Source organism: Ruegeria sp. AF2 (genome assembly GCF_056542025.1).
Genome location: NZ_JBQFZC010000002.1, coordinates 577,469 through 597,372 on the forward strand (window position 1 = coordinate 577,469; position 19,904 = coordinate 597,372).

Here is a 19,904-nt window from a genome sequence, read left to right on the forward strand (position 1 = left end):
ACAGATTCATGAGGACGGCATGACCGACGCAACTGCAGATGAGGTGGAAGCCGCTAAAAAATCAGGGAAAAAGGGCCTTCTGCTTGGACTGACTCTGGCTATCGCGGGCGGTGTTGGTGGCTATTTCATAACTGCATCCGGCCTGCTTCCCATAGGTGGGTCCGAGATGGTGAAAGAGGCCAAAAAGAAAGGCGAAGACGCTTCCGTAAAGGCACTTCCCGATGTGAAATTTGTCGATCTTCCGCCGGTGATCATCTCGGTCAAGTCAGATGATTCGCGACATTTGAAATTTCACGCGCAGCTTGAAGTGAATGCGGGCTACGCCGCCGAGGTTGAAAAGATGCAGCCGCGAATCATGGACGTTCTGAACAGCTATTTGCGCGCCCTTGAGTTAACCGATCTGGAAGATTCTCTGGCTTTGATGAGGATCCGCGGACACCTGCTACGACGCATTGGGATCGTCGTGGGCGAAGGCCGCGTGCGTGACGTTCTGGTCATGGAATTTGTACTGAATTAGGAGGCGATGGTGGAGTTGATTGCCGATATTCTGCTGGTTGCGGGCGCTCTTGGGGCTGGTCTGTATTGTTTCGTTCTGTCGCGACGCCTGAAGCGGTTTACCGATCTTGAGAAGGGTGTGGGTGGCGCCGTTTCCGTGCTGTCCTCGCAAGCAGAAGAGTTGCGAAAATCGCTGGATAGCGCGCGTCAGGCTTCGGATGATTCCGGCACCGCGTTGCAGGCGCTGACCGAACGGGCGGAAACCGTCGCACAACGATTGGAGCTTATGATGGCCTCGATGCACGATGTCGTTCAGGAAGAGCCCTCTGAGCCGGACGTTCCCAAGGATCAGCCAGATGACGCACCTGCTGAGGACAGGTCTGAGCAGCCCGGCGAAGCACAAGAAACTGCATCCGATCCGTCTGGTGAACCAACTGAGGTCTCGACTGAGCCATCGGAAGCACCACCAGAGCCGCCCGCAAAGAAACCAGAAGGCCTGATGTTTTTTCGGCACGCCGCTCCATCTGGCGGAGCAGCGAAATGAGTCGCAACCGAGCAAAAGCGCCTGATCGCCGAGCGCGCGGCGGTGTTCTGACCGTCATTTCCTTGCTGATGGTCGGCTCTGCGATTATTCGCATCGGGCTTGAGGCCGGGCCTGCACTTGCCCGCGGCGCAGAACCAAACATGGCCTCGCCGGTCGGTGGTGAACGCAAAGAGGCGAATGCGGCAGATCTACAATTGCTGCTTACGGAACTATTGCGCCGTGAAAAGACTCTAAACCAGCGTGAAAGCACGATTTTGGACCGGGAACGGGCGCTCGACATTGCCGATCAGGCCATCGAAACCCGGCTCACCATGCTGGAGGACGCCGAGAACGCTCTCCGTGAAACGGTGGCGATTGCCGAAAAGGCCGCCGAAAACGATCTGACACAACTGACTGACGTGTATCAGAGCATGAAGCCCAAAGATGCCGCCGCGTTGTTCGAAACGATGGACGCGGTATTCGCCGCTGGCTTCCTGTCTCGCATGCCACCGGAAGCTGCCGCTGAAGTTATGGCCGGTCTCAGCCCCGAGGCTGCTTACACCATCAGCGTGATCATGGCCGGGCGCAATGCACGTGCCCCACAGGAATGACCCTCATGGCCATATCTATCTGCACCCTCAACGCTGGAGACCTTTCATGATCGGGCTCATCGGAATTGCCGTCATCTTTGTCATGGTATTCGGCGGCTACCTTGCCGCAGGCGGCAAGATGGCCATCATTATGAAATCACTGCCCTTCGAGATGATGATGATCGGAGGGGCCGCAGTCGGCGCATTTCTGATCAGCAATGATATCGGCGGCGTAAAACACACCGCCAAGGATATCGCGAAAGTTTTTAAAGGACCCAAATGGAAGCCCGAGGATTATCGCGATCTGTTGTGCTTGTTATTCTCTCTGATCCGGATCGCACGCGCGAACCCGGTCGAGGTAGAGCAGCACATTGAAGAGCCAGGAAGCTCATCGCTATTTTCCGCATATCCCAAGATTCAAGCCGACAAAGAAGCGGTGGACCTGATCTGTGACACCATGCGCTCGGCGGCGATGAACTATGACGACCCGCACCAGGTTGAGGAGGTGCTGGAAAAGCGGATGGAGGCGAACTTCCACCATGCCATGCATTCAAGCCACGCGCTGCAAACCGTTGCTGACGGGTTGCCCGCCCTGGGGATCGTGGCCGCCGTTTTGGGTGTGATCAAGACGATGGGATCAATCGACCAACCACCGGAAGTTCTGGGTAAGCTGATCGGCGGCGCGTTGGTTGGGACGTTTCTGGGGGTTTTTCTGGCTTATGGATTGGTGGGTCCTTTCGCGGGCAAGCTGAAATCTGTTGTTGAAGAAGACAACCACTTTTACCAACTCATCAAAGAGGTTCTGGTGGCTAATCTTCACAACCACAACGCGGCCATGTGTATTGAGGTCGGCCGCCAGAACACACCGACCCACAACCGGCCCGGTTTCTCGGAACTTGAAGACGCGCTTAAGGAACTCAAGCAGGCTGCAGCATGATCCGCGCATTGTCTTTGGTCTTGCTCGCATGGGGCACAAGCGCGTCAGCACAGGCTTTGACCGTGCGATCGGGCGAGCATGAGGGGTACACGCGACTGGTGGTACAGGTCCCCTCTGGCACCGGTTGGATGTTGGATCCGGTCGAGAACGGCGCGCGGCTGAGCATTGGCATCGATAATGCGACATTCAACACTGCAGCTGTCTTCGACCGCCTGTCGGGGAACCGTCTGCAATCGCTTCAACAGGCCGGGCCAGGTGCAGCGTTGGAGATGACATTTGGGTGCGACTGCGTGGCAACGGCATTTCTGCATCGCCAAACTATGGTTGTCATAGATATCGCACCCGGCCAGGGTACACCTGCAAGTGACCCGGTAGAGCCAGAGGCACTTCCCAGGACTGCGAGTATCACGGCCCAAAAACCCTTACCTACTGATATTCCAGCCACCGAACTGGCCTTGCCTTTGCTGCAATTAAATCAACGAAATTTCGAGGAGCAGTTGGCATCACGTATATTGCAAAGCGCTGATCGAGAGGTTGTTGATCTTGAACTGGCGGGTGTCGGACGCAGGGAATCGTCCAGTTTTGGTCCGCTGCGATCTTCGGAAAAGCTGGTGCCAAATCTGCGACTGTCTTCGGTGCTCGATGAGGTTTCGGGGCTGGGCAATCTGGCAGTTCCTCAGATTGATAGCAAACCGGAATGTATCACGAACAGCGAACTAGGTTTTGAGACATGGTCGGGCGCTCGATCATTTTCCGAGGATGTGGCCGAATTGCGGGTCGGGCTATTTCAGGAGTTCGATCGTGTCGACCAGGCTTATGCAATGGATTTGGCGAAGCTCTATACGTATTTCGGGTTCGGTGTAGAAGCGCACCAAGCCCTGTCTTTGTTGTCGGAGACCTCGGTTGAGCAGCGCAGAGTAGCGGCCATCGCATCAGTGATGGACGGGTTGCCTGCACCGACGCCGAACCCTTTGGCAGGGCAGCAAAGATGTGATGGTGCCGCCGCACTCTGGGCGCTTTTGAGTGAGGGTAAACTTCAATCCGATGCGCATGTGAAAGCGATCGAACGCGGTTTTGGTCGGTTGCCGTGGCATCTCAGGCAACATCTCGGCCCGGATATCGCCGAGATGTTTGTCTCGGCAGGCCGGCTTGAAGCATCGCGCCGGATCTTGCGTGCGGTCGAACGGATCTTAGAGGACGAACCCGCTGATGTAACCTTTGCCCAAGCCAAAATCGCGGATGCTGCAGGGGATACCGATACCGCAGAAACGCTGTTGACCGAGATCATATCGGCGCCCGATGCCGCGACCGATGCGCCGTTGGCACTTGCGCGGTTGATCGAAAAGCGGTGGTCTGACCGGGGTACGGTCTCGCCCCGCGACCTCGATTTAGCTGCAAGTTATGCGCGCGAGCTTCGGAAGTCCGATCTTGGCCCGATGTTGGCGCGTGCGCACGCTTTGGCGATGGCTTTGTCGCAGGATTTTACCGGAGCTCTTGCCAGTTTTGAGGATGTCTCGGATTCCGACGAATGGCAGAGGACACGAGATCAGGTGTTCCAATTGCTGGCGGAGCGGGCGGACGACATTACTTTCCTGCGCCATGTGATGGAATTGAAGGACAAGCGACGCAACGCGCTGGCGGTCGAAACTGCCGTGTCCATGGCAGAGCGATTGGCTGACCTTGGGTTTTCAGCGCAGGCTTACGCGTTGGCAAACCGACCGCAAGATCGGGAACGCAGCCGTGATCGTGCTCGGCTTCGGGCAAAGGCGGCTCTGTTGGGGAACCGTCCCCGTCAGGCGCTGCTGGAAATCGCGGACGATTCCTCGGACACCGCACAAGAGATACGCGCCCAGGCCATGATGCAAACACAGGATTTCGATGCCGCCGCGCGCGCATTACAGGCAGGCGGGAAGCACGAGATGGCCGATCGATACAACTGGTTGGCGGGCTCCGGCGGTGCGGATGAAGAGAGGTCAAACACCTTCACCGATTTGTCCCGCATCCGAACGTCCCTGATCAAGCCCGTTGCACGGCAGCCGGACAAGCCGTTGTCGGACGCCGCAACGCTATTACAGGACAGCACCATCGCACGCGCGCAGATCACTGAAATGCTTGAGACAGTGCGCGCAATCGACCCGAATTGAACCTTGGAAGTCTGTTCTTGCAGAGACAAGTGTAACTGCTTTGGCCTGTAGGCTGATAGACGCCAAAATCAGCCTCTAACAAAGGTATTGAATTCATTTGGACTTCCTATGCACCAATCCATGATGCCCATAGGACAGTGGCGTCAAACTCAGTGAACGTGTCGAAGATCTTCAGCTGGCTCAATGATCATTCATGACCACCGCACGCGTTCAAGTGTGCTGGTTCTCGGACAACTCCATCTGAGATTACGATCACCACATCTGCCCTTGGTAAACCGGGCCGAGTGACTCAGACTTTCTAAAACCGTGATCCGGGGCATTACGGTTGCCACATCGGGATCCTGCAGACCCGCCCCAGAGATGTGTTCAGCCCAGATGCGAACATGCTCCGCCAAAACAATCGCTACAATTGGCATTGCGTATTGTGCCGGGGACATGGTCTGGGGTTGGCCCGAAAATAGCTCACCCTTTCCAGCATCGCCACGTCAATCCAACCAAACTTGGCCAGTTGATAAAGGATCAAACTGCACCGATCACATAAGCTTAGGCGTGTGTTTTCACAGGCTGATCTCCGGTTTGCGGACGAGTCGTCTTGAGGAATTTAGCCATATGTACGAACCGGCATGTGCTCTGTCCCCGACGTGAACTGTCAAGAACAGAGACTATTCAACCGGATTTATTCAGTATGGAGCCTCCACATCATTCATCGAGACGTAGACTGTCTTCATCTCGCTGAAGTGGTTGATTGCCAGTTTCGAGTTCTCGCGACCGACGCCCGACATCTTGGAGCCGCCGAAAGGCGCCTCAACCGGGGCCAGGTTATATGTGTTGATGTAACAAGTCCCCGCCTCAAAACCTGCCACGATGCGGTGGGCGCGGGTCAGGTCGTTCGTGAAGACGCCGGCGGCCAGACCGAATTCGGTGTCATTGGCACGGGCCAGAACCTCTTCTTCGGTGTCGAAGTCTAGCACCGACATCACGGGGCCGAAAATCTCTTCGCGCGCGATTGTCATATCGTCCTTAACATCGGCAAAAACCGTGGGCTGCATGTAGAAACCATCGCCTTCGACCCGTTCGCCGCCATAGATCAGCCGCGCGCCTTCGGCCTTACCCTTTTCGACATAGCCAAGCGCGATATTCATCTGGTTTTCGCTGACCATCGGGCCAAAGTTGACCTCTTCATCCATCGGGTCGCCGATTTTCGCCGTAGCAAGGCGTTCAGACAGGCGCTTAAGGAACGCTTCCTTGATTCCCTTTTGCACAAAAACTCGAGTGCCGTTGGAACAGACCTGTCCCGAGGAGTAGAAATTTCCCAGGATGGCGCCTGACACGGCATTTTCGATGTCGGCGTCGTCGAACACGATCATCGGGGACTTGCCACCCAATTCCATGGTGACATGTTTCATGCCATCGGCGGCAGCAGCGTACACCTTGCGGCCCGTTGGAACCGACCCTGTTAGCGAGACCTTGGCCACTCGGGGGTCGGTCACCAGGATGGCGCCTACATCACCGTAGCCCTGAACAACGTTATAGACGCCTTTGGGTGCACCTGCCTCGATCAAAATCTCGGCTACTTGCAATGCCGACAGCGGAGTAGTCTCGGAAGGCTTGAAGATCATTGTGTTTCCGCACGCCAACGCCGGGGCACCCTTCCAGCAAGCGATCTGCGTCGGGTAGTTCCATGCCCCAATGCCCACACAAACGCCCAGCGCCTCGCGGACGGTATAGACAAAATCCCCGTCTGCCAGAGGGATATGTTCGCCGGTCAGCGAGGCCGCCAGACCACCAAAATACTCCAGCGCATCCGCGCCGCTGGTAGCGTCGGCCACCAGCGTTTCCTGCAGAGGTTTGCCGGTATCATGGGTTTCGATGATCGATAAGTCACGATTGCGATCCCGCATGATGTCGGCCGCGCGTCTCAGCACACGGCCTCGCTCGGTGCCCGATAGGGCAGCCCAGGCCGCTTGGGCCGATTTTGCGCTGTTTAGAGCCTTTTCAACAATCTCAGGCGTGGCGGAATGCAGCCGTGCGATGACCTCTCCGGTGGCGGGGTAGATAACGTCGATGGGCGCGCCATTGGTGTCCTCGACATACTCGCCATCGATGAAATGGCTGGCCTTAGGTTGAAACTTCATGCCGGTACCCTCTGTGTTCAGAAATCTCTTTAGGCAAAGAGATCGCGTGCGTTGAGGATCGAATTATCGATTATTGACTGATCAGTCAATCAAGCCGCAGATTGGCAGGTTCTCGCCTAATCCAAAGGGTCTTCCCTTGAAACGAAAGGTTAATGTTCTATTTATGTTCTACATAGTCAGAGGATTACCCGATGGCCCAGAACATGCGAAATTCCGCCCTGAGCGGCCCGACAAACGACTATCATCTGCTGCCAGTTACAGATCGGCAGATGCGCTTTGCCCGCGCCATCGCGCAACAATCAGCGCTTGAGATTCCGGTCGAGGCACAGCGTGACCGCAAATCCCTGTCGGACTGGATTTCAGCCCATAAACCGCATGATCCGTCGCCCTTTGCAAACTACCCAACAGGTAAGCAGGTTGCTTTTGCCGAACGTATCTCGCGCAGCAAGCGCCGCCCGATCCCGTCCGAATGTTTCCGCGACAAGCAAATGATGTCGCGCTGGATCGATCATAATAAATAGATCGCTCTATTTGCCGTGGTTGCGCGCGTATAGCGCGACGGCGGCGGCCACAAACATGCCCAACAGGATGTAACCCGTCACAGCCTCGGCCACAGCCAGCCCACGGCAAAAGCCAGTTGGGGACATGTCCCCATATCCGACCGTTGTGAAGGTGACGTATGAGAAATACAGAATATCGGCTGGCCCTTCGGCGCCGATCACACAATGGTCGTTATATCCAAACGCGCCGTAGACGGCTGCGAACAGGAATGGCACGACCTGGATGAAGGACACCCCCATCAGGAACAACAACCTCCGGGGGGATTTCACCTGGGTCATGTAGTACCAGGACTGCGAGGCGATCCAGATTAGAAGGCCTACCGAGGAAAGCGTGCCAATGGTGTCGCCTGCAGTGGCTTCGTTCAGGCGCGACAGACCGTACCACGCAAGAAAGCTTGCCAAGACCAGCCCAAGCGCCGCCAGCAAAGTTGATTTCCATTCTTCCAGGGTTCTGGGTTCGTGGGTCATGAGCGCTCCGTCGGTTGGGCTTGCGCACAATCATCCGATTTCAAACGCGGCCTGCAAGCTGATTTCAGTCAGAGCCCAGATGTTCCTCGCCCCGCGCGCGGGCCAGCTGTATCTGCTTTTGCCGCTCGCGAAACCGCGCCTTGTCTTGTTCTGAAGTCTCATTGATACACCGATGGCAGGATACGCCATGCTCGTATTCAGGGCGTTTCACATCTTCGGGCAGGATCGGGCGACGGCAACCATGGCATAGCTTGTGCGGCCCCTCGACCAGACCATGACCAACTGAGACGCGGTTGTCGAAGACAAAACACTCACCCTGCCAAGTGCTGTCTTCGGGTGGCGTTTCTTCCAGATACCGCAGGATGCCACCTTTCAGGTGATAGACATCTTCGACCCCTTGCCCCAGCAGGTAGTTGGTGGATTTTTCGCACCGGATGCCACCGGTGCAGAACATCGCAACGCGTTTGTTGTGAAAGCGGTCCTTGTTCTGTTCCCACCACGCCGGGAAATCGCGAAAACTGGCTGTATTAGGGTCTATTGCACCCTCAAACGTGCCAATCGCCACCTCGTAATCGTTGCGGGTGTCGATCACCACCACATCATCTGATCTGATCAGCGCGTTCCAGTCCTCAGGCTCGACGTAATTCCCGACATTTGCGCGGGGATCGACATCGGGCTCGCCCATAGTCACGATCTCTTTCTTCAACCGCACCTTCATCTTGCCGAAGGGCGGATGGTCCGAGGTCGCCTCTTTCCACTCAAGATCAGTGCATCCTGGCAGCGCACGGATATGCGCCAGAACCGCGTCAATCCCGGCACGAGGACCGGCGATGGTGCCATTGATCCCTTCCTGCGCCAGCAGCAGGGTGCCTTTCACCGACTGCGCGCGGCAAAGCTCCTGCAAGGCAGGGCGTAGCGCATCGGGGTCGGGAAAACGCGTGAAATGATAGAGGGCAGCGATTGTGTACATGTGGGCGATCTAATGCCCTTGGCAAAAACACACAAGAGACCGCATTGACGATACCCGCTGCGCACCATACCGATAACACGACTTTAGGAGGCCAGCATGTCCCACGCCCTGCTCGTTATCGATGTTCAAAATGACTTCTGCCCCGGCGGCGCGCTTGCCGTTGCCGGAGGGGACGAGATCGTCGCACCGATCAATGCGATCATGGATACCTTCGATACGGTGATCCTGACACAGGATTGGCACCCGGCGGGGCATTCTTCATTCGCCAGTTCTCATACTGGCAAAGCGCCGTTCGAGATGATCGACATGCCTTATGGCCCTCAGGTCTTGTGGCCCGATCACTGTGTTCAGAGCAGCGCAGGCGCGAACTTCCATCCGGATTTGCGAACAGATGGCGATCTGATCATCCGCAAGGGATTTCGCAGCGCTATCGACAGCTATAGCGCGTTTTTCGAAAACGACCATTCCACGCCCACTGGTCTAAAAGGCTATCTTGAGACGCGCGGGATCACGCAGCTGACCATGGTCGGTTTGGCGACAGATTTCTGCGTGCATTATTCGGCGGTAGATGCGGCACAGCTGGGGTTTGATGTCACTGTCTTAAGCAACTTGTGCCGCGCCATTGATATGGACGGATCTTTGGCTGTCGCAGAACAGGCAATGCGCGCAGCAGGTGTGACACTGGCCTGAGGATCAAAGCGCAGCACCATGCTCGGCCAGCAGTTTCAGAAACACAAACAGGATCACGGCAAGACCTAACGCGAAACCGATACGCCCAGAAACCGTGCGACGCTTTGGACGCACTGTTCTTGGGCGTGGCGCTTGCAATGGTCGCTCGGGTATTTTCCGGTTCACGGTCCCGGGCTTTGCGGTCCTGATATGGCCCAAGAAGTGATGGAAATCGAACTCACCACTATACTCTCCCTGGACACCCATATTCCGGATATTCGCAAAAAGCCGCTTTAGGATCAGGAGGCGATCTTCAGCCTCTTCTGGCCGAAAATAACCTCGGGCAAGATGCCCATCCGACTCGTCCAGGCTAAATCCTGATTCCAGAAATATTCTGCGAATCTTGGGCGATGCAGCGCGCAAAGCGTCTGCCGTCTTGATATCCCTGAACCGCGCCCGCACCGGGGGCCGCCCAGTTATCGATGTTTGCCCATGCTCAGGATCAACCTCATCCGGAGCTATTGCAACAATGTCAAAATCGTACTCGAGACTCATTCACTAACTTCAACCTTCAGTTCCATCCCCACCCCTCACTAAAGCGTGAAGGAAACCCACAATAAGCCCGTAATGTGTTCTGTCGTGGGCATTGTTCCCAATTCCGCGACTCTTGCCATTTCGTGCTCCGATTGATCTAACAACGGAAATTGCAGGAGGTCCCCATGGTCGATATCGCGACGCGGGTCTACAATCATAAATGGAAGATTGACCCGATTATCCGGTCATTGATCGACACAGATTTCTACAAACTGCTGATGTGCCAGTCAGTGTTTCGAAATAAGCCCCAAACCGATGTGGTGTTTTCGCTGATCAACCGGTCGAATCACGTGCCATTGGCCCGTTTGATCGATGAAGGCGAGCTGCGCGAGCAGTTGGATCACATCCGCTCGCTAAGTCTGAGTCGTGGGGAAAGCACGTGGTTGCGGGGCAATACATTCTACGGCAAGCGTCAGATGTTCCGCCCGGATTTCATGGAATGGTTCGAGAACCTGCGCCTGCCCCCTTACCACCTGGAGCGTAAGGGTGATCAGTATGAGCTGACCTTTGAGGGTAAGTGGCACGAGGTCATGCTATGGGAGATCCCGGCGCTGGCCGTACTGATGGAATTACGCTCACGCGCGGTTCTGAACGATATGCGCCGGTTCGAACTACAGGTGCTCTATGCCCGTGCAATGACACGCGTATGGGAAAAGATAGCCCAGCTTCGCACTATTGAGGGGCTTGGGATCGCGGATTTCGGCACGCGGCGGCGGCATTCCTTCCTTTGGCAGGACTGGTGTGTGCAGGCCATGATTGAAGGTTTGGGCTCGTCCTTTACCGGAACGTCCAACTGTCTGATCGCAATGCGACGCGAAGTTGAGGCTATTGGCACCAACGCACATGAACTACCTATGGTGTATTCTGCGCTCGCCGAAGACGACGCCGCGCTTGCGCAGGCGCCCTATGACGTCCTTAGCGACTGGCACGAGGAACATGATGGAAATCTGCGCATCATTCTGCCCGACACGTATGGCACCAAAGGGTTTCTGGACCGCGCGCCTGACTGGCTGGCAGGCTGGACCGGCATTCGCGTTGACAGCGGCGACCCCGCTACCGGCGCAAAAATCGCAATAGACTGGTGGAAATCACGCGGCGAAGACCCGACGCAGAAGCGGGTTATTTTCTCGGACGGGTTAGATGTGGACAAGATACGCGAATTGCACGCTCAGTTCGCGGATCAAACCAATGTCTCGTTCGGCTGGGGTACGTTGCTGACCAATGACTTCCGCGAACTTGTACCGAATGACGCATTGGCTCCCTTTTCGCTAGTCTGCAAGGCGGTCTCGGCCAATGGCTACCCGACGGTCAAACTATCTGACAACCCAGAAAAGGCGATGGGACCCGCCGAGCAGATTGAGCGGTACAAGCGCGTCTTTGGCGTTGGAGCGCAGGAGCCGATCGAAGTGATCGTTTAGCCGTGGTGGGCCGCAACCGTTTTCAGTTGTGAGAAACCATAAAGTGCCTCGAAGCCTTTTTCGCGGCCGTGGCCGGATTTTCCAACGCCGCCAAAAGGCAGCTCGACACCTCCGCCCGCGCCGTAGTTGTTAATGAACACCTGCCCCGAACGCAAACCCTTGGCCAGCCGCATCTGCCGCCCACCATCTCGGGTCCAGACGCTGGCAACAAGGCCATATTCGGTGCTATTTGCTATGGTTAGAGCCTGTTCCTCGGTGTCAAACGGGATCAGAACCTGTACGGGGCCAAAGATCTCATCCCGCGCCAAGGCATGATCGGGCGGCACATCCGAGAACAATGTGGGCCTGACATATGCGCCGGATTCGGGTGCGCCAGCCGCAATCTGGCCCTCGGCGGCAATCGCCAAGTCCGAGCCTTGGTGAAGGAAACCGGTCACGATTTCTTTTTGCCGTGTTGAGATCAGCGGACCGACGCGCAAATCCTGGACCGCCGGTCCAACGGTGAGTTCTTGATAGGCAGTCGCCATACGGGATTTCACCGCATCATATACACCGCGCTGCACCAGAATGCGCGACGAGGCCGAGCAGGTCTGGCCCGCATTCTGTATACCCGCATTCACCAGATACGGCAGCGCGGCATCCAGATCGGCGTCTTCGAAAACCAGTTGCGGCGACTTGCCGCCCAGTTCCAGTGTCACCGGAACAACGTTTCGTCCCGCCGCCTGCTGAACCAACGCGCCTGTCGCGACCGAACCGGTGAATGAAATGTGATCCACACCCGGGTGTGCCGACAGGGCCGCGCCCGCCTCAGCCCCCAGGCCGGGCACCACATTCAGGGCCTCAAGCGGAAGGCCCGCCTGTATCGCCAGATGCGCGAAGGCCAGTGCGGTCAGGCAGGCCTCTTCCGCCGGTTTCAGAACACAGGCGTTACCCATTGCCAGCGCCGCCCCGACAGAACGGCCAATGATCTGCATCGGATAATTCCACGGCACGATGTGGCCGGTCACACCGTGCGGCTCGCGCAACGTGTAGACGGTATAGCCATCCAGATAGGGAATGGTCTCGCCCATCACTTTATCCGCAGCACCACCATAAAATTCGCAATACCGCGCCAATGCTACCGCATCTGCCCGCGCTTGGGTCAGCGGTTTGCCGACATCCATCGCCTCTAGCTGTGCCAGTTCATCCACTCGGTCCAGAACCAGTTGCCCCAGTCGGGTGAGAATACGCCCTCGCTCCAGGGCCGTCATGCGACCCCAATCGCCATCGCACGCGGATCGGGCGGCCCGCACTGCAGCGTCGATTTCGGTTTCGCCACCTCGAGCGATCTGGCAAATTTCGGAACCGTCCGAGGGATTCACCAGCGGCAAGGTTTGACCTGACACGGGCATTTTCCATTCTCCGCCGATCAGGCAAAGGTTGGGATCGAACCAGAGGGGGTTAGTCATCGGAAGCTCCAATATCAGGCTCTATACAAGGGTTTTTCATGCAGCGCCTCGTCCAGTCTCCGGCAATTTCGGTGCCGCATTGATCAGAGTTCTTGTGTAAGGATGCTGAGGCTCTGTGAAGACTTGCTCGGTTTCACCCAGTTCCACAATCTTGCCGGCCTGCATCACCAACACACGGTCGGTGATGGTTCGAACCACGCTCAGGTCATGGCTGATGAACAGGTAAGTCAGATCGTAAGCCGCACAAAGCTCGGCCAGCAGGTCGAGAATTTGGGCGCGGACCGAGACATCCAGCGCCGAGACAGCCTCATCAAACAGGATCAACTCGGGTCGAATAATCAGAGCGCGCGCAATAGCGATACGTTGCCGCTGCCCACCTGAGAATTCGTGAATGTAGCGGCCCGCATCATCGGGGCTTAGGCCAACGGCGGTAAGCATCTCAGCGACGCGATCCTGCCGTTCAGAACCGGTTGGCGGGGTGTCCAGCAAATGAAATGGCTCGGTGATCAGGCGCGCGACCCGGTGGCGAGGATTGAAGCTGCCATAAGGGTCCTGAAACACCACCTGCATCTTGCGTCGCACTGCCAGATTGGGTTTGTGGCCGGTGAAAACAGGCTGACCATCAAGGGAAATGCGGCCTTGCTGCACCTCCTCCAAGCCCAAAATAGCTCGTGTTAGGGTCGATTTTCCACAACCGGACTCTCCAACCAGCCCTAAACGCTCCCCCCGATTCAGGGTAAAGCTGACATGATCGACGGCCCGATGATGACCGGGCGTGGCAAACAGGCGCGTTCGGGGCAGACGGTAGTCCCGCACCACGTTCTCGACCTCAAGCAACGCTCGCGGTGCAGGAGAGGTCGGCAGGTTGACTTGATGCCCCGAAGCTTCGAACAGCATACGGGTGTAAGGGTGCTGCATATGGCGCAGGAGATGATCTGTTGCGCCCGTTTCAACAACCTCCCCATGCCGCATGACCACAATCTGATCCGCCATGTCTGCAACCACCGCCAAATCATGCGTGATCATCAGCAGACCCATGCCGTACTCCGACACGAGCCCTTTAAGCAGATCAAGGATTTGCGCCTGCGTGGTCACATCAAGCGCCGTTGTCGGCTCATCCGCGATCAACAGTCGGGGGCGCAGTGCAATCGCCATGGCGATCACCACTCGCTGGCGCTGACCGCCTGACAGTTCGTGAGGATAACGCTTCAACGGAAACCTGTCGGTTGGCAATCCAACCCGGGCCAGAACCTCTTCGGCCCGAGCGCGCGCTTTGGCCGGGGGCATGGCCTTGTGGATCAGGATAGTCTCCATAACTTGATCGCCGATGGTCTTCACCGGGTTCAGGGCAGTCATCGGCTCTTGGAAAACCATTCCGATCGCAGCGCCCCGCAACGCACAAATCTCGGCCTCAGACCGGTTCAGTAGGTTCTGGCCCTCTAACTCTAGCACCCCATCTACTTCGGCATCGTTTGGCAGCAGCTGCATCACGGCAAAGGCTGTCATTGATTTGCCCGAACCGCTTTCTCCGGTCACAGCCACGATCTGCCCAGGGGCAATCGACAGGTTGATCTTCTTTAAAATCGGCGTGCCATGGATAGCCAACGAGAGGTCCTTGATTTGCAAAAGACTCATGCGCGGGCCACCCGTATCCGAGGGTCCAACCAATCGCGCAAGCCATCTCCCAGAAGGTTCAGGCCCAGAACCGTCACGATGATGGCAAGACCTGGAATCAGAGCCAAATGCGGGGCAAAACTAACCATCGTCTGCGCATCGGCCAGCATTCTGCCCCAGCTTGGCGTAGGGGGTTGCGCACCAAGACCGACATAGGACAGCCCAGCCTCGGCCAGAATGCCAAGTGAGAACTGGATTGTTCCCTGAACAATCAGCAGATTGGCGACATTGGGCAGGATATGTTCAGCCGATATCCGTGCCGCGCCTTTGCCTGACACGCGGGCGGCAAGGATAAACTCGCGCTCCCAAAGAGACAAAGCTGCGCCTCGGGTGATGCGGGCAAAAACGGGGATGTTGAAGATACCGATGGCGATGATCGCGTTTATGGCCCCGGCACCAAAGACGGCGGTGATCAGAATGGCGATGACGAGAGAGGGGAATGCAAAGACCAGATCATTGCCGCGCATGATGAATTCATCTAGCCACGATCCACTGCGCGCAGCGGCAGCCAGACCCAAGGGAACGCCCAGCGCCATGCCAATCCCGACCGCGACCAGCGCCACCGCAATCGAGGTGCGCGCACCAACCATGATCATCGAGAACATGTCGCGTCCGAAATGATCGGTACCGAACCAGTGCTGTGCGCTGGGTGGCTGCAGCTTGGCCGGAATGCTCAGCGCGGCGTGGTCGTATGGGGTCCAGACAAAGGACACCAGCGCTGCCAGCACCACCAGTGAGGACAGCGTCGCGCCAAGGATCAGGTTGCGGCTCATGTCCTGCTCCTCAGCCTTGGATCGACTGCGGCATAGGCCAGATCGACAAAAAAGTTCACCATGATGACGGCAAAGACCAGCAGCATAACTACCGATTCCACGACGATCAGATCGCGCGCCGATATGGCCTGAAAAACCAGCCGCCCGAGGCCGGGTAGATAAAACACCTGTTCGATGATGATCGAACCCGCCAGCAGGAAGGAGAATTGGAGTCCAATGATCGTCAGTACCGGGATCAGAGCATTCCGCACTCCGTGTCGCCAAAGCGCCTGCCGACGCGAAAGGCCCTTGGCGCGTGCGGTGCGCATAAAATCCTCAGCCAGAATATCCAACAGAGCCGAGCGCATAACCCGCGCAAGGATCGCCGCTTGCGGCAGGGCCAATGCAATGGCTGGAAGGGTCAGCGAATGTAGACCGGTCCAAATGCCGTTCTCCCAACCCGCGAAACCGCCGGCATTGAACCAGCGCAAATTGATGGCAAAGACCAACACCAGCATCATCGCGAACCAGAAATTTGGCACCGCGATACCAAGCTGAGTCGCACCCATCACGGTCAGATCACCCGGTTTGCCGCGCCGTGAGGCTGCGTAGATACCGGCGGGGAAAGCAATCAGCGTGGACAGGGTCAGCGCGTATAAAGCCAGCGGCAATGACACCCACAATCGATCTGCGATCATCTGCGACACGGGTGTGCGATAGGTGTAGGACGTACCAAAATCCCCAACCAGCATCCCGCCGACCCAGTTGAAGTACCGCTCGATCTTCGAGACATCGAGGCCCAGTTCAGCTCTCAACGCAGTCAATGTATCGGCCTGCGCGTTCACGCCCAGCATGAACGACGCCGGATCGCCGGGCGCGACCTCGATCACTGCAAAGATGACAACCGAGGCGACGGCCAGGCTCAGGATCAGCGACAGCAGACGTTTGATGGCGTAGCGGAGCATTTGGAAACGTTAGGGTCACATCCCGTGAGGGTCCAGCGCCTAAGGCACGAGAAGATAGACAAAAAGAAACCCGCCAAACCAGAATCCTTGTGGGTTTCATGGTGCAACAGTTCGCGCCGGGGCGCTGGCCATCGCCCCGGTCCAACTCTGTTCTTCTATTCGGACCAACTGATCCCGGTTAGATCGATCGCTGCCGTGGGTGCGTTTTCCCATAGCCCCTCAACACCGGCCTTGGCCACGCCAAGCTTGGCAAGTTGAAACAGGTACCCGTTGACGTAATCGGTCGAAATCAAGCGCTGTGCCTCACCCAGCAAACGTGTGCGCTCATCAGGGTCCGTGGTCGAATTCAGCGTGTCCATCAATGCCTGAAAGTCGGTGCTGTCATATTGGAAGTAATAGTCGGGCCGGGCATAAATACCGATATCCATCGGCTCGGTATGGCTGACGATGGTCAGGCCAAACTCCTTGCCCTTGAACACGCTTTCCAGCCACTGCGCCCATTCCACATTGATGATCTCGGCGGTGATGCCAATATCGGCCAGTTGCGCAGCGATGATTTCACCCCCGCGTCGGGCGTAGGAAGGCGGCGGCAGGTGCAGCGTGGTCTCGAACCCATCGGGATACCCGGCCTCGGCCAGCAGCGCCTTGGCTTTTTCCGGGTCATAGGCCGAATTGCCGGTCAGATCGACGTAAGCCGGGTTATGCGGAGCAAAATGCGTACCGATGGGTGTGCCATAGCCGAACATAGCCCCATCAATGATGGCCTGCCTGTCAATCGCGTGGGCCAATGCCTGTCGGACCAATATGTCATCAAACGGGGCTTGTTTGTTGTTGGTCGACAGAATGGTTTCCCCCTCGGTCGAGCCGACAAGAACCTGAAAGCGCGGATCAGCCTCGAATTGCGGCAGATTCTCGGGTGCGGGGAAGTTGTCGAACACGTCTACATCCTCGGCCATCATGGCGGCAAAGGCGGCGGTCGGATCCGAGATAAACTTAAACGTTGCGGTCTCTAACGCGGGCTGTTCGCCCCAATAGTCGGGGTTGCGATTCAGGATGATGCTGTCACCCTGCAGCCAGTCAGAGAAGGTGAAGGCCCCCGTGCCAACCGGGTTGGTCTTGATATTCTCGATGCTTTCGGGCGCAACGATCACCGCGTCACCCCAGGCGAGATTGAAAAGGAAGTTCCCGTTCGGCTCATTCAACGTCACCTGAACGGTCAGAGGGTCCACCACCTCGACACTTTTAATGCCCGCAAACAAAGCCTTCTGCGCATTGGCGCTGTCTTCTGCCGTGGCGCGATCAAGGGTGAACTTGACGTCCTCGGCATCCATCGTTGTGCCATCGTGAAATGTCACACCGTCGCGCAGCTTGAATGTGTAAACGGTACCGTCATCCGAGATTTCCCAGCTTTCGGCCAGCCCCGGCACCACCGAGCCATCCCCCATGAACCGGGTCAGGCCTTCGAAGATATTGGTGTAGACAACCGAATCGATAGCCTGCGCCGCAGCGCTGGTCGGGTCCAGATGCGGTGGCTCAAGCTGCATGGCGATGGTGATGTCAGATTTGGCCATGGCCTGCGTGGCAAACAGGCCCGCGCCAAGGACCAGGGCCGACGCGAACGAGCGAAAGCGCTGCTTTGTCATGAAAATCTCTCCCCACTGAAATTGGCTAGCCCTGCTTTTTTCGGGCCGATCTGCGACCAATGTCCTCGCAAACCCGGGGTCAATCAAGGAATTGTTGGCGCAACCGGGGTTTCTTTGCGCCTGCCGCATCTGCTATGCCGCGCTGCAACATGAACCCTGCGAGGAGCGAGCATGAGCGCCACCGCCCGCAAGAAAGCCCCGAACGCCGAGGATATCCGCGCCCGGAAAGGTACTGATCCTCTGGTCTCGTTGACCGCCTACACAACACCGATGGCGCAGTTGATGGATGCGCATTGTGACTTCGTTCTGGTCGGTGACAGCGTCGGCATGGTGTTGCACGGGTTGACGTCGACTCTTGGTGTGACGATGGAGATGATGATCATGCACGGTCAGGCCGTTGCCCGTGGTCTGGACAAGGCAATGATGGTGATCGACATGCCTTTCGCCAGCTACGAGCATGATCCGGCTCAGGCATTCCGCAACGCAGCCCGGCTGATGTCGGAAACAGGAGCTGGGGCGGTTAAGCTGGAAGGTGGCGTCGAGATGGCTGAAACCATCCGGTTTCTGGTCAAACGCGGGATCCCGGTGATGGCACATATTGGCCTGACACCGCAGTCGATAAACACTTTGGGTGGCTATAAGGTACAAGGGCGCGACGAACAGGCCGATGCCGTATTGGCCGACGCCCAGGCCGTCGCCGAAGCAGGCGCGTTCTCGGTCGTGTTAGAGAAAGTTCCGCAGGGTTTGGCCAACCGGATTACCGCTGAGATTGCGATCCCCACAATCGGCATTGGTGCCTCGGCCGGGTGTGACGGGCAAATTCTGGTGGTGGACGATATGCTTGGCTTTTTCACCGCCTTCAAACCGAAATTCGTCAAACGCTATGCTGATCTTGGCCCGTTGGCCGAAGCCGCCATTGCTGAATACGCAGCCGAGGTTCGTGCGCGAAGCTTCCCGGCAGACGAACATGTCTTTGCCGATGCCGTACCCGTCAAAGGACCCAAGTCATGACCGCGCCTATTCTGCGTCGACTGGCAGACTTGCGCGCTCTGACCCGTGATTGGCATCTTAATGGTGAGGTGATCGGAGTTGTCCCCACCATGGGTGCGCTGCACCAGGGGCATCTGTCGCTGGCCGAAGCCGCGAAGACGGCTTGCGACCGGGTGATCGTGACGATCTTTGTAAACCCCAAGCAGTTCAACAACCCCGAAGACCTCGCCAACTATCCGCGCACCGAACAAGAAGACGCAAAAAAACTCACGCCTTACAACGTCGATGCGATCTACACGCCCGACCCGGATGAGATTTACCCAGATGGCTTCGCCACCACAGTCTCGGTCTCGGGTCTGACCGACGCGATGGAGGGAGAATTCCGCCCGGGTCATTTCGATGGTGTGGCAACAGTTGTCGCCAAGCTGTTCCTGCAAACGCAAGCGGATCGAGCCTATTTCGGGGAAAAAGACTATCAGCAGCTTATGATCGTCCGCCGGATGGCCCGCGACCTCGATATCCCTATCGAGGTGATTGGTTGCCCCACGGTGCGTGAACCTTCGGGCCTCGCAATGTCTTCGCGCAATCAAAGGCTATCCGAGGATGGTCTGGCCATCGCAGCCGAAAAACATCGTATCATGCGTGCAGTTGTTCAGGCGCTGGAAAACGGCGAAGAATTCGAAGCTTTGGCTTCTCAGGCACAGGCCGATCTTTTGGCCGCCGGCTTCAACGAAGTGGAGTATCTGCAACTACGCTGCGCTGAAACGCTGGAGCCTATGACCCATGCCAAACGACCCGCACGACTGTTTGCGGCAGCCTTGGTCGACGGCGTGCGGCTGATCGACAATCTACCGGTGTCTCCGGTCTGATTTCCCCTCTGGCACGTTTGGTTGTGTTTGCGCTAAAGTCCTGCAAAACCAAAGCGGGAG

General features: G+C 57.2%; 19 protein-coding genes. 10 read left to right on the forward strand and 9 right to left on the reverse strand.

The window, feature by feature from the left end:
* Positions 1 to 19: 19 nt before the first annotated feature.
* From ACR0NM_RS10380 to ACR0NM_RS10400, 5 genes are read left to right on the forward strand one after another with little or no spacing between them, the layout of a single operon-like run.
* Positions 20 to 517 carry a flagellar basal body-associated FliL family protein gene (locus tag ACR0NM_RS10380; RefSeq protein WP_170648852.1) on the forward strand — a complete coding sequence of 166 codons (498 nt, stop codon included), beginning with the start codon at positions 20 to 22 and terminating at the stop codon, positions 515 to 517.
* Between the two features lie 9 nt (positions 518 to 526).
* A complete protein-coding gene (locus ACR0NM_RS10385) occupies positions 527 to 1,039 on the forward strand; it encodes a hypothetical protein (protein ID WP_480614535.1) in 513 nt (170 codons plus the stop codon).
* Positions 1,036 to 1,629, forward strand: coding sequence for a MotE family protein (locus ACR0NM_RS10390; protein WP_170408547.1), 594 nt, complete (start codon positions 1,036 to 1,038; stop codon positions 1,627 to 1,629). Before ACR0NM_RS10385 ends, ACR0NM_RS10390 begins: the two co-directional genes overlap by 4 nt.
* A 46-nt stretch (positions 1,630 to 1,675) precedes the next feature.
* Positions 1,676 to 2,545, forward strand: coding sequence for a flagellar motor stator protein MotA (gene motA / locus ACR0NM_RS10395; RefSeq protein ID WP_170408548.1), 870 nt, complete (start codon positions 1,676 to 1,678; stop codon positions 2,543 to 2,545).
* Positions 2,542 to 4,689, forward strand: coding sequence for a tetratricopeptide repeat protein (locus ACR0NM_RS10400; RefSeq protein ID WP_480614537.1), 2,148 nt, complete (start codon positions 2,542 to 2,544; stop codon positions 4,687 to 4,689). The genes motA and ACR0NM_RS10400 overlap by 4 nt, the downstream gene beginning before the upstream one ends.
* A 680-nt stretch (positions 4,690 to 5,369) precedes the next feature.
* Here the strand turns inward: ACR0NM_RS10400 and betB are convergent.
* Positions 5,370 to 6,824, reverse strand: a complete 1,455-nt coding sequence (gene betB / locus ACR0NM_RS10405; RefSeq protein ID WP_480614540.1) for a betaine-aldehyde dehydrogenase — start codon at positions 6,822 to 6,824, stop codon at positions 5,370 to 5,372.
* A 191-nt stretch (positions 6,825 to 7,015) separates the two neighbouring features.
* On the opposite strand from betB, the gene ACR0NM_RS10410 reads away from it, so the two are divergent.
* Positions 7,016 to 7,345 (forward strand): hypothetical protein, encoded by a 330-nt coding sequence (locus tag ACR0NM_RS10410; protein WP_170394874.1) that lies wholly within the window; start codon positions 7,016 to 7,018, stop codon positions 7,343 to 7,345.
* A gap of 6 nt (positions 7,346 to 7,351) precedes the next feature.
* On the opposite strand, the gene ACR0NM_RS10415 is transcribed toward ACR0NM_RS10410, so the two are convergent.
* Together ACR0NM_RS10415 and trhO are read right to left on the reverse strand one after the other, a co-directional pair.
* Positions 7,352 to 7,852 carry a potassium channel family protein gene (locus ACR0NM_RS10415; protein WP_170394876.1) on the reverse strand — a complete coding sequence of 167 codons (501 nt, stop codon included), beginning with the start codon at positions 7,850 to 7,852 and terminating at the stop codon, positions 7,352 to 7,354.
* A 64-nt stretch (positions 7,853 to 7,916) separates the two neighbouring features.
* Positions 7,917 to 8,822, reverse strand: a complete 906-nt coding sequence (gene trhO / locus ACR0NM_RS10420) for an oxygen-dependent tRNA uridine(34) hydroxylase TrhO (protein WP_480614543.1) — start codon at positions 8,820 to 8,822, stop codon at positions 7,917 to 7,919.
* Positions 8,823 to 8,918: 96 nt separating this feature from the next.
* Between trhO and pncA the strand changes: the two genes are divergently transcribed.
* On the forward strand, positions 8,919 to 9,512 hold the full coding sequence (pncA, locus tag ACR0NM_RS10425) for a bifunctional nicotinamidase/pyrazinamidase (protein ID WP_170408552.1): 594 nt from the start codon (positions 8,919 to 8,921) through the stop codon (positions 9,510 to 9,512).
* Positions 9,513 to 9,515: 3 nt separating this feature from the next.
* Here the strand turns inward: pncA and ACR0NM_RS10430 are convergent, their stop codons facing one another.
* Positions 9,516 to 10,046 (reverse strand): hypothetical protein, encoded by a 531-nt coding sequence (locus tag ACR0NM_RS10430; protein WP_480614545.1) that lies wholly within the window; start codon positions 10,044 to 10,046, stop codon positions 9,516 to 9,518.
* 164 nt (positions 10,047 to 10,210) lie between these two features.
* On the opposite strand from ACR0NM_RS10430, the gene pncB reads away from it, so the two are divergent.
* Complete coding sequence (gene pncB, locus ACR0NM_RS10435; protein ID WP_170394888.1) at positions 10,211 to 11,503, forward strand: nicotinate phosphoribosyltransferase; 1,293 nt, start codon at positions 10,211 to 10,213, stop codon at positions 11,501 to 11,503.
* Here the strand turns inward: pncB and ACR0NM_RS10440 are convergent.
* From ACR0NM_RS10440 to ACR0NM_RS10460, 5 genes are all read right to left on the reverse strand, one after another.
* The gene (locus ACR0NM_RS10440) at positions 11,500 to 12,951 is read right to left on the reverse strand and encodes an aldehyde dehydrogenase family protein (protein ID WP_480614548.1); all 1,452 of its coding nucleotides are present in this window, start codon (positions 12,949 to 12,951) and stop codon (positions 11,500 to 11,502) included. The two genes, pncB and ACR0NM_RS10440, sit on opposite strands and share 4 nt — an antisense overlap.
* A gap of 36 nt (positions 12,952 to 12,987) precedes the next feature.
* A complete protein-coding gene (locus ACR0NM_RS10445) occupies positions 12,988 to 14,586 on the reverse strand; it encodes an ABC transporter ATP-binding protein (RefSeq protein WP_480614550.1) in 1,599 nt (532 codons plus the stop codon).
* Entirely contained in the window at positions 14,583 to 15,398 is an 816-nt protein-coding gene (locus ACR0NM_RS10450; RefSeq protein WP_170408556.1) for an ABC transporter permease, read from the reverse strand. Before ACR0NM_RS10450 ends, ACR0NM_RS10445 begins: the two co-directional genes overlap by 4 nt.
* On the reverse strand, positions 15,395 to 16,342 hold the full coding sequence (locus ACR0NM_RS10455; protein ID WP_480614553.1) for an ABC transporter permease: 948 nt from the start codon (positions 16,340 to 16,342) through the stop codon (positions 15,395 to 15,397). The genes ACR0NM_RS10450 and ACR0NM_RS10455 overlap by 4 nt, the downstream gene beginning before the upstream one ends.
* Positions 16,343 to 16,497: 155 nt before the next feature.
* A complete protein-coding gene (locus tag ACR0NM_RS10460; RefSeq protein WP_170408558.1) occupies positions 16,498 to 17,985 on the reverse strand; it encodes an ABC transporter substrate-binding protein in 1,488 nt (495 codons plus the stop codon).
* Between the two features lie 171 nt (positions 17,986 to 18,156).
* Between ACR0NM_RS10460 and panB the strand changes: the two genes are divergently transcribed.
* Positions 18,157 to 18,996 (forward strand): 3-methyl-2-oxobutanoate hydroxymethyltransferase, encoded by an 840-nt coding sequence (gene panB, locus ACR0NM_RS10465; RefSeq protein ID WP_170426055.1) that lies wholly within the window; start codon positions 18,157 to 18,159, stop codon positions 18,994 to 18,996.
* A complete protein-coding gene (panC, locus tag ACR0NM_RS10470) occupies positions 18,993 to 19,844 on the forward strand; it encodes a pantoate--beta-alanine ligase (protein WP_480614556.1) in 852 nt (283 codons plus the stop codon). The genes panB and panC overlap by 4 nt, the downstream gene beginning before the upstream one ends.
* Positions 19,845 to 19,904: the final 60 nt, after the last annotated feature.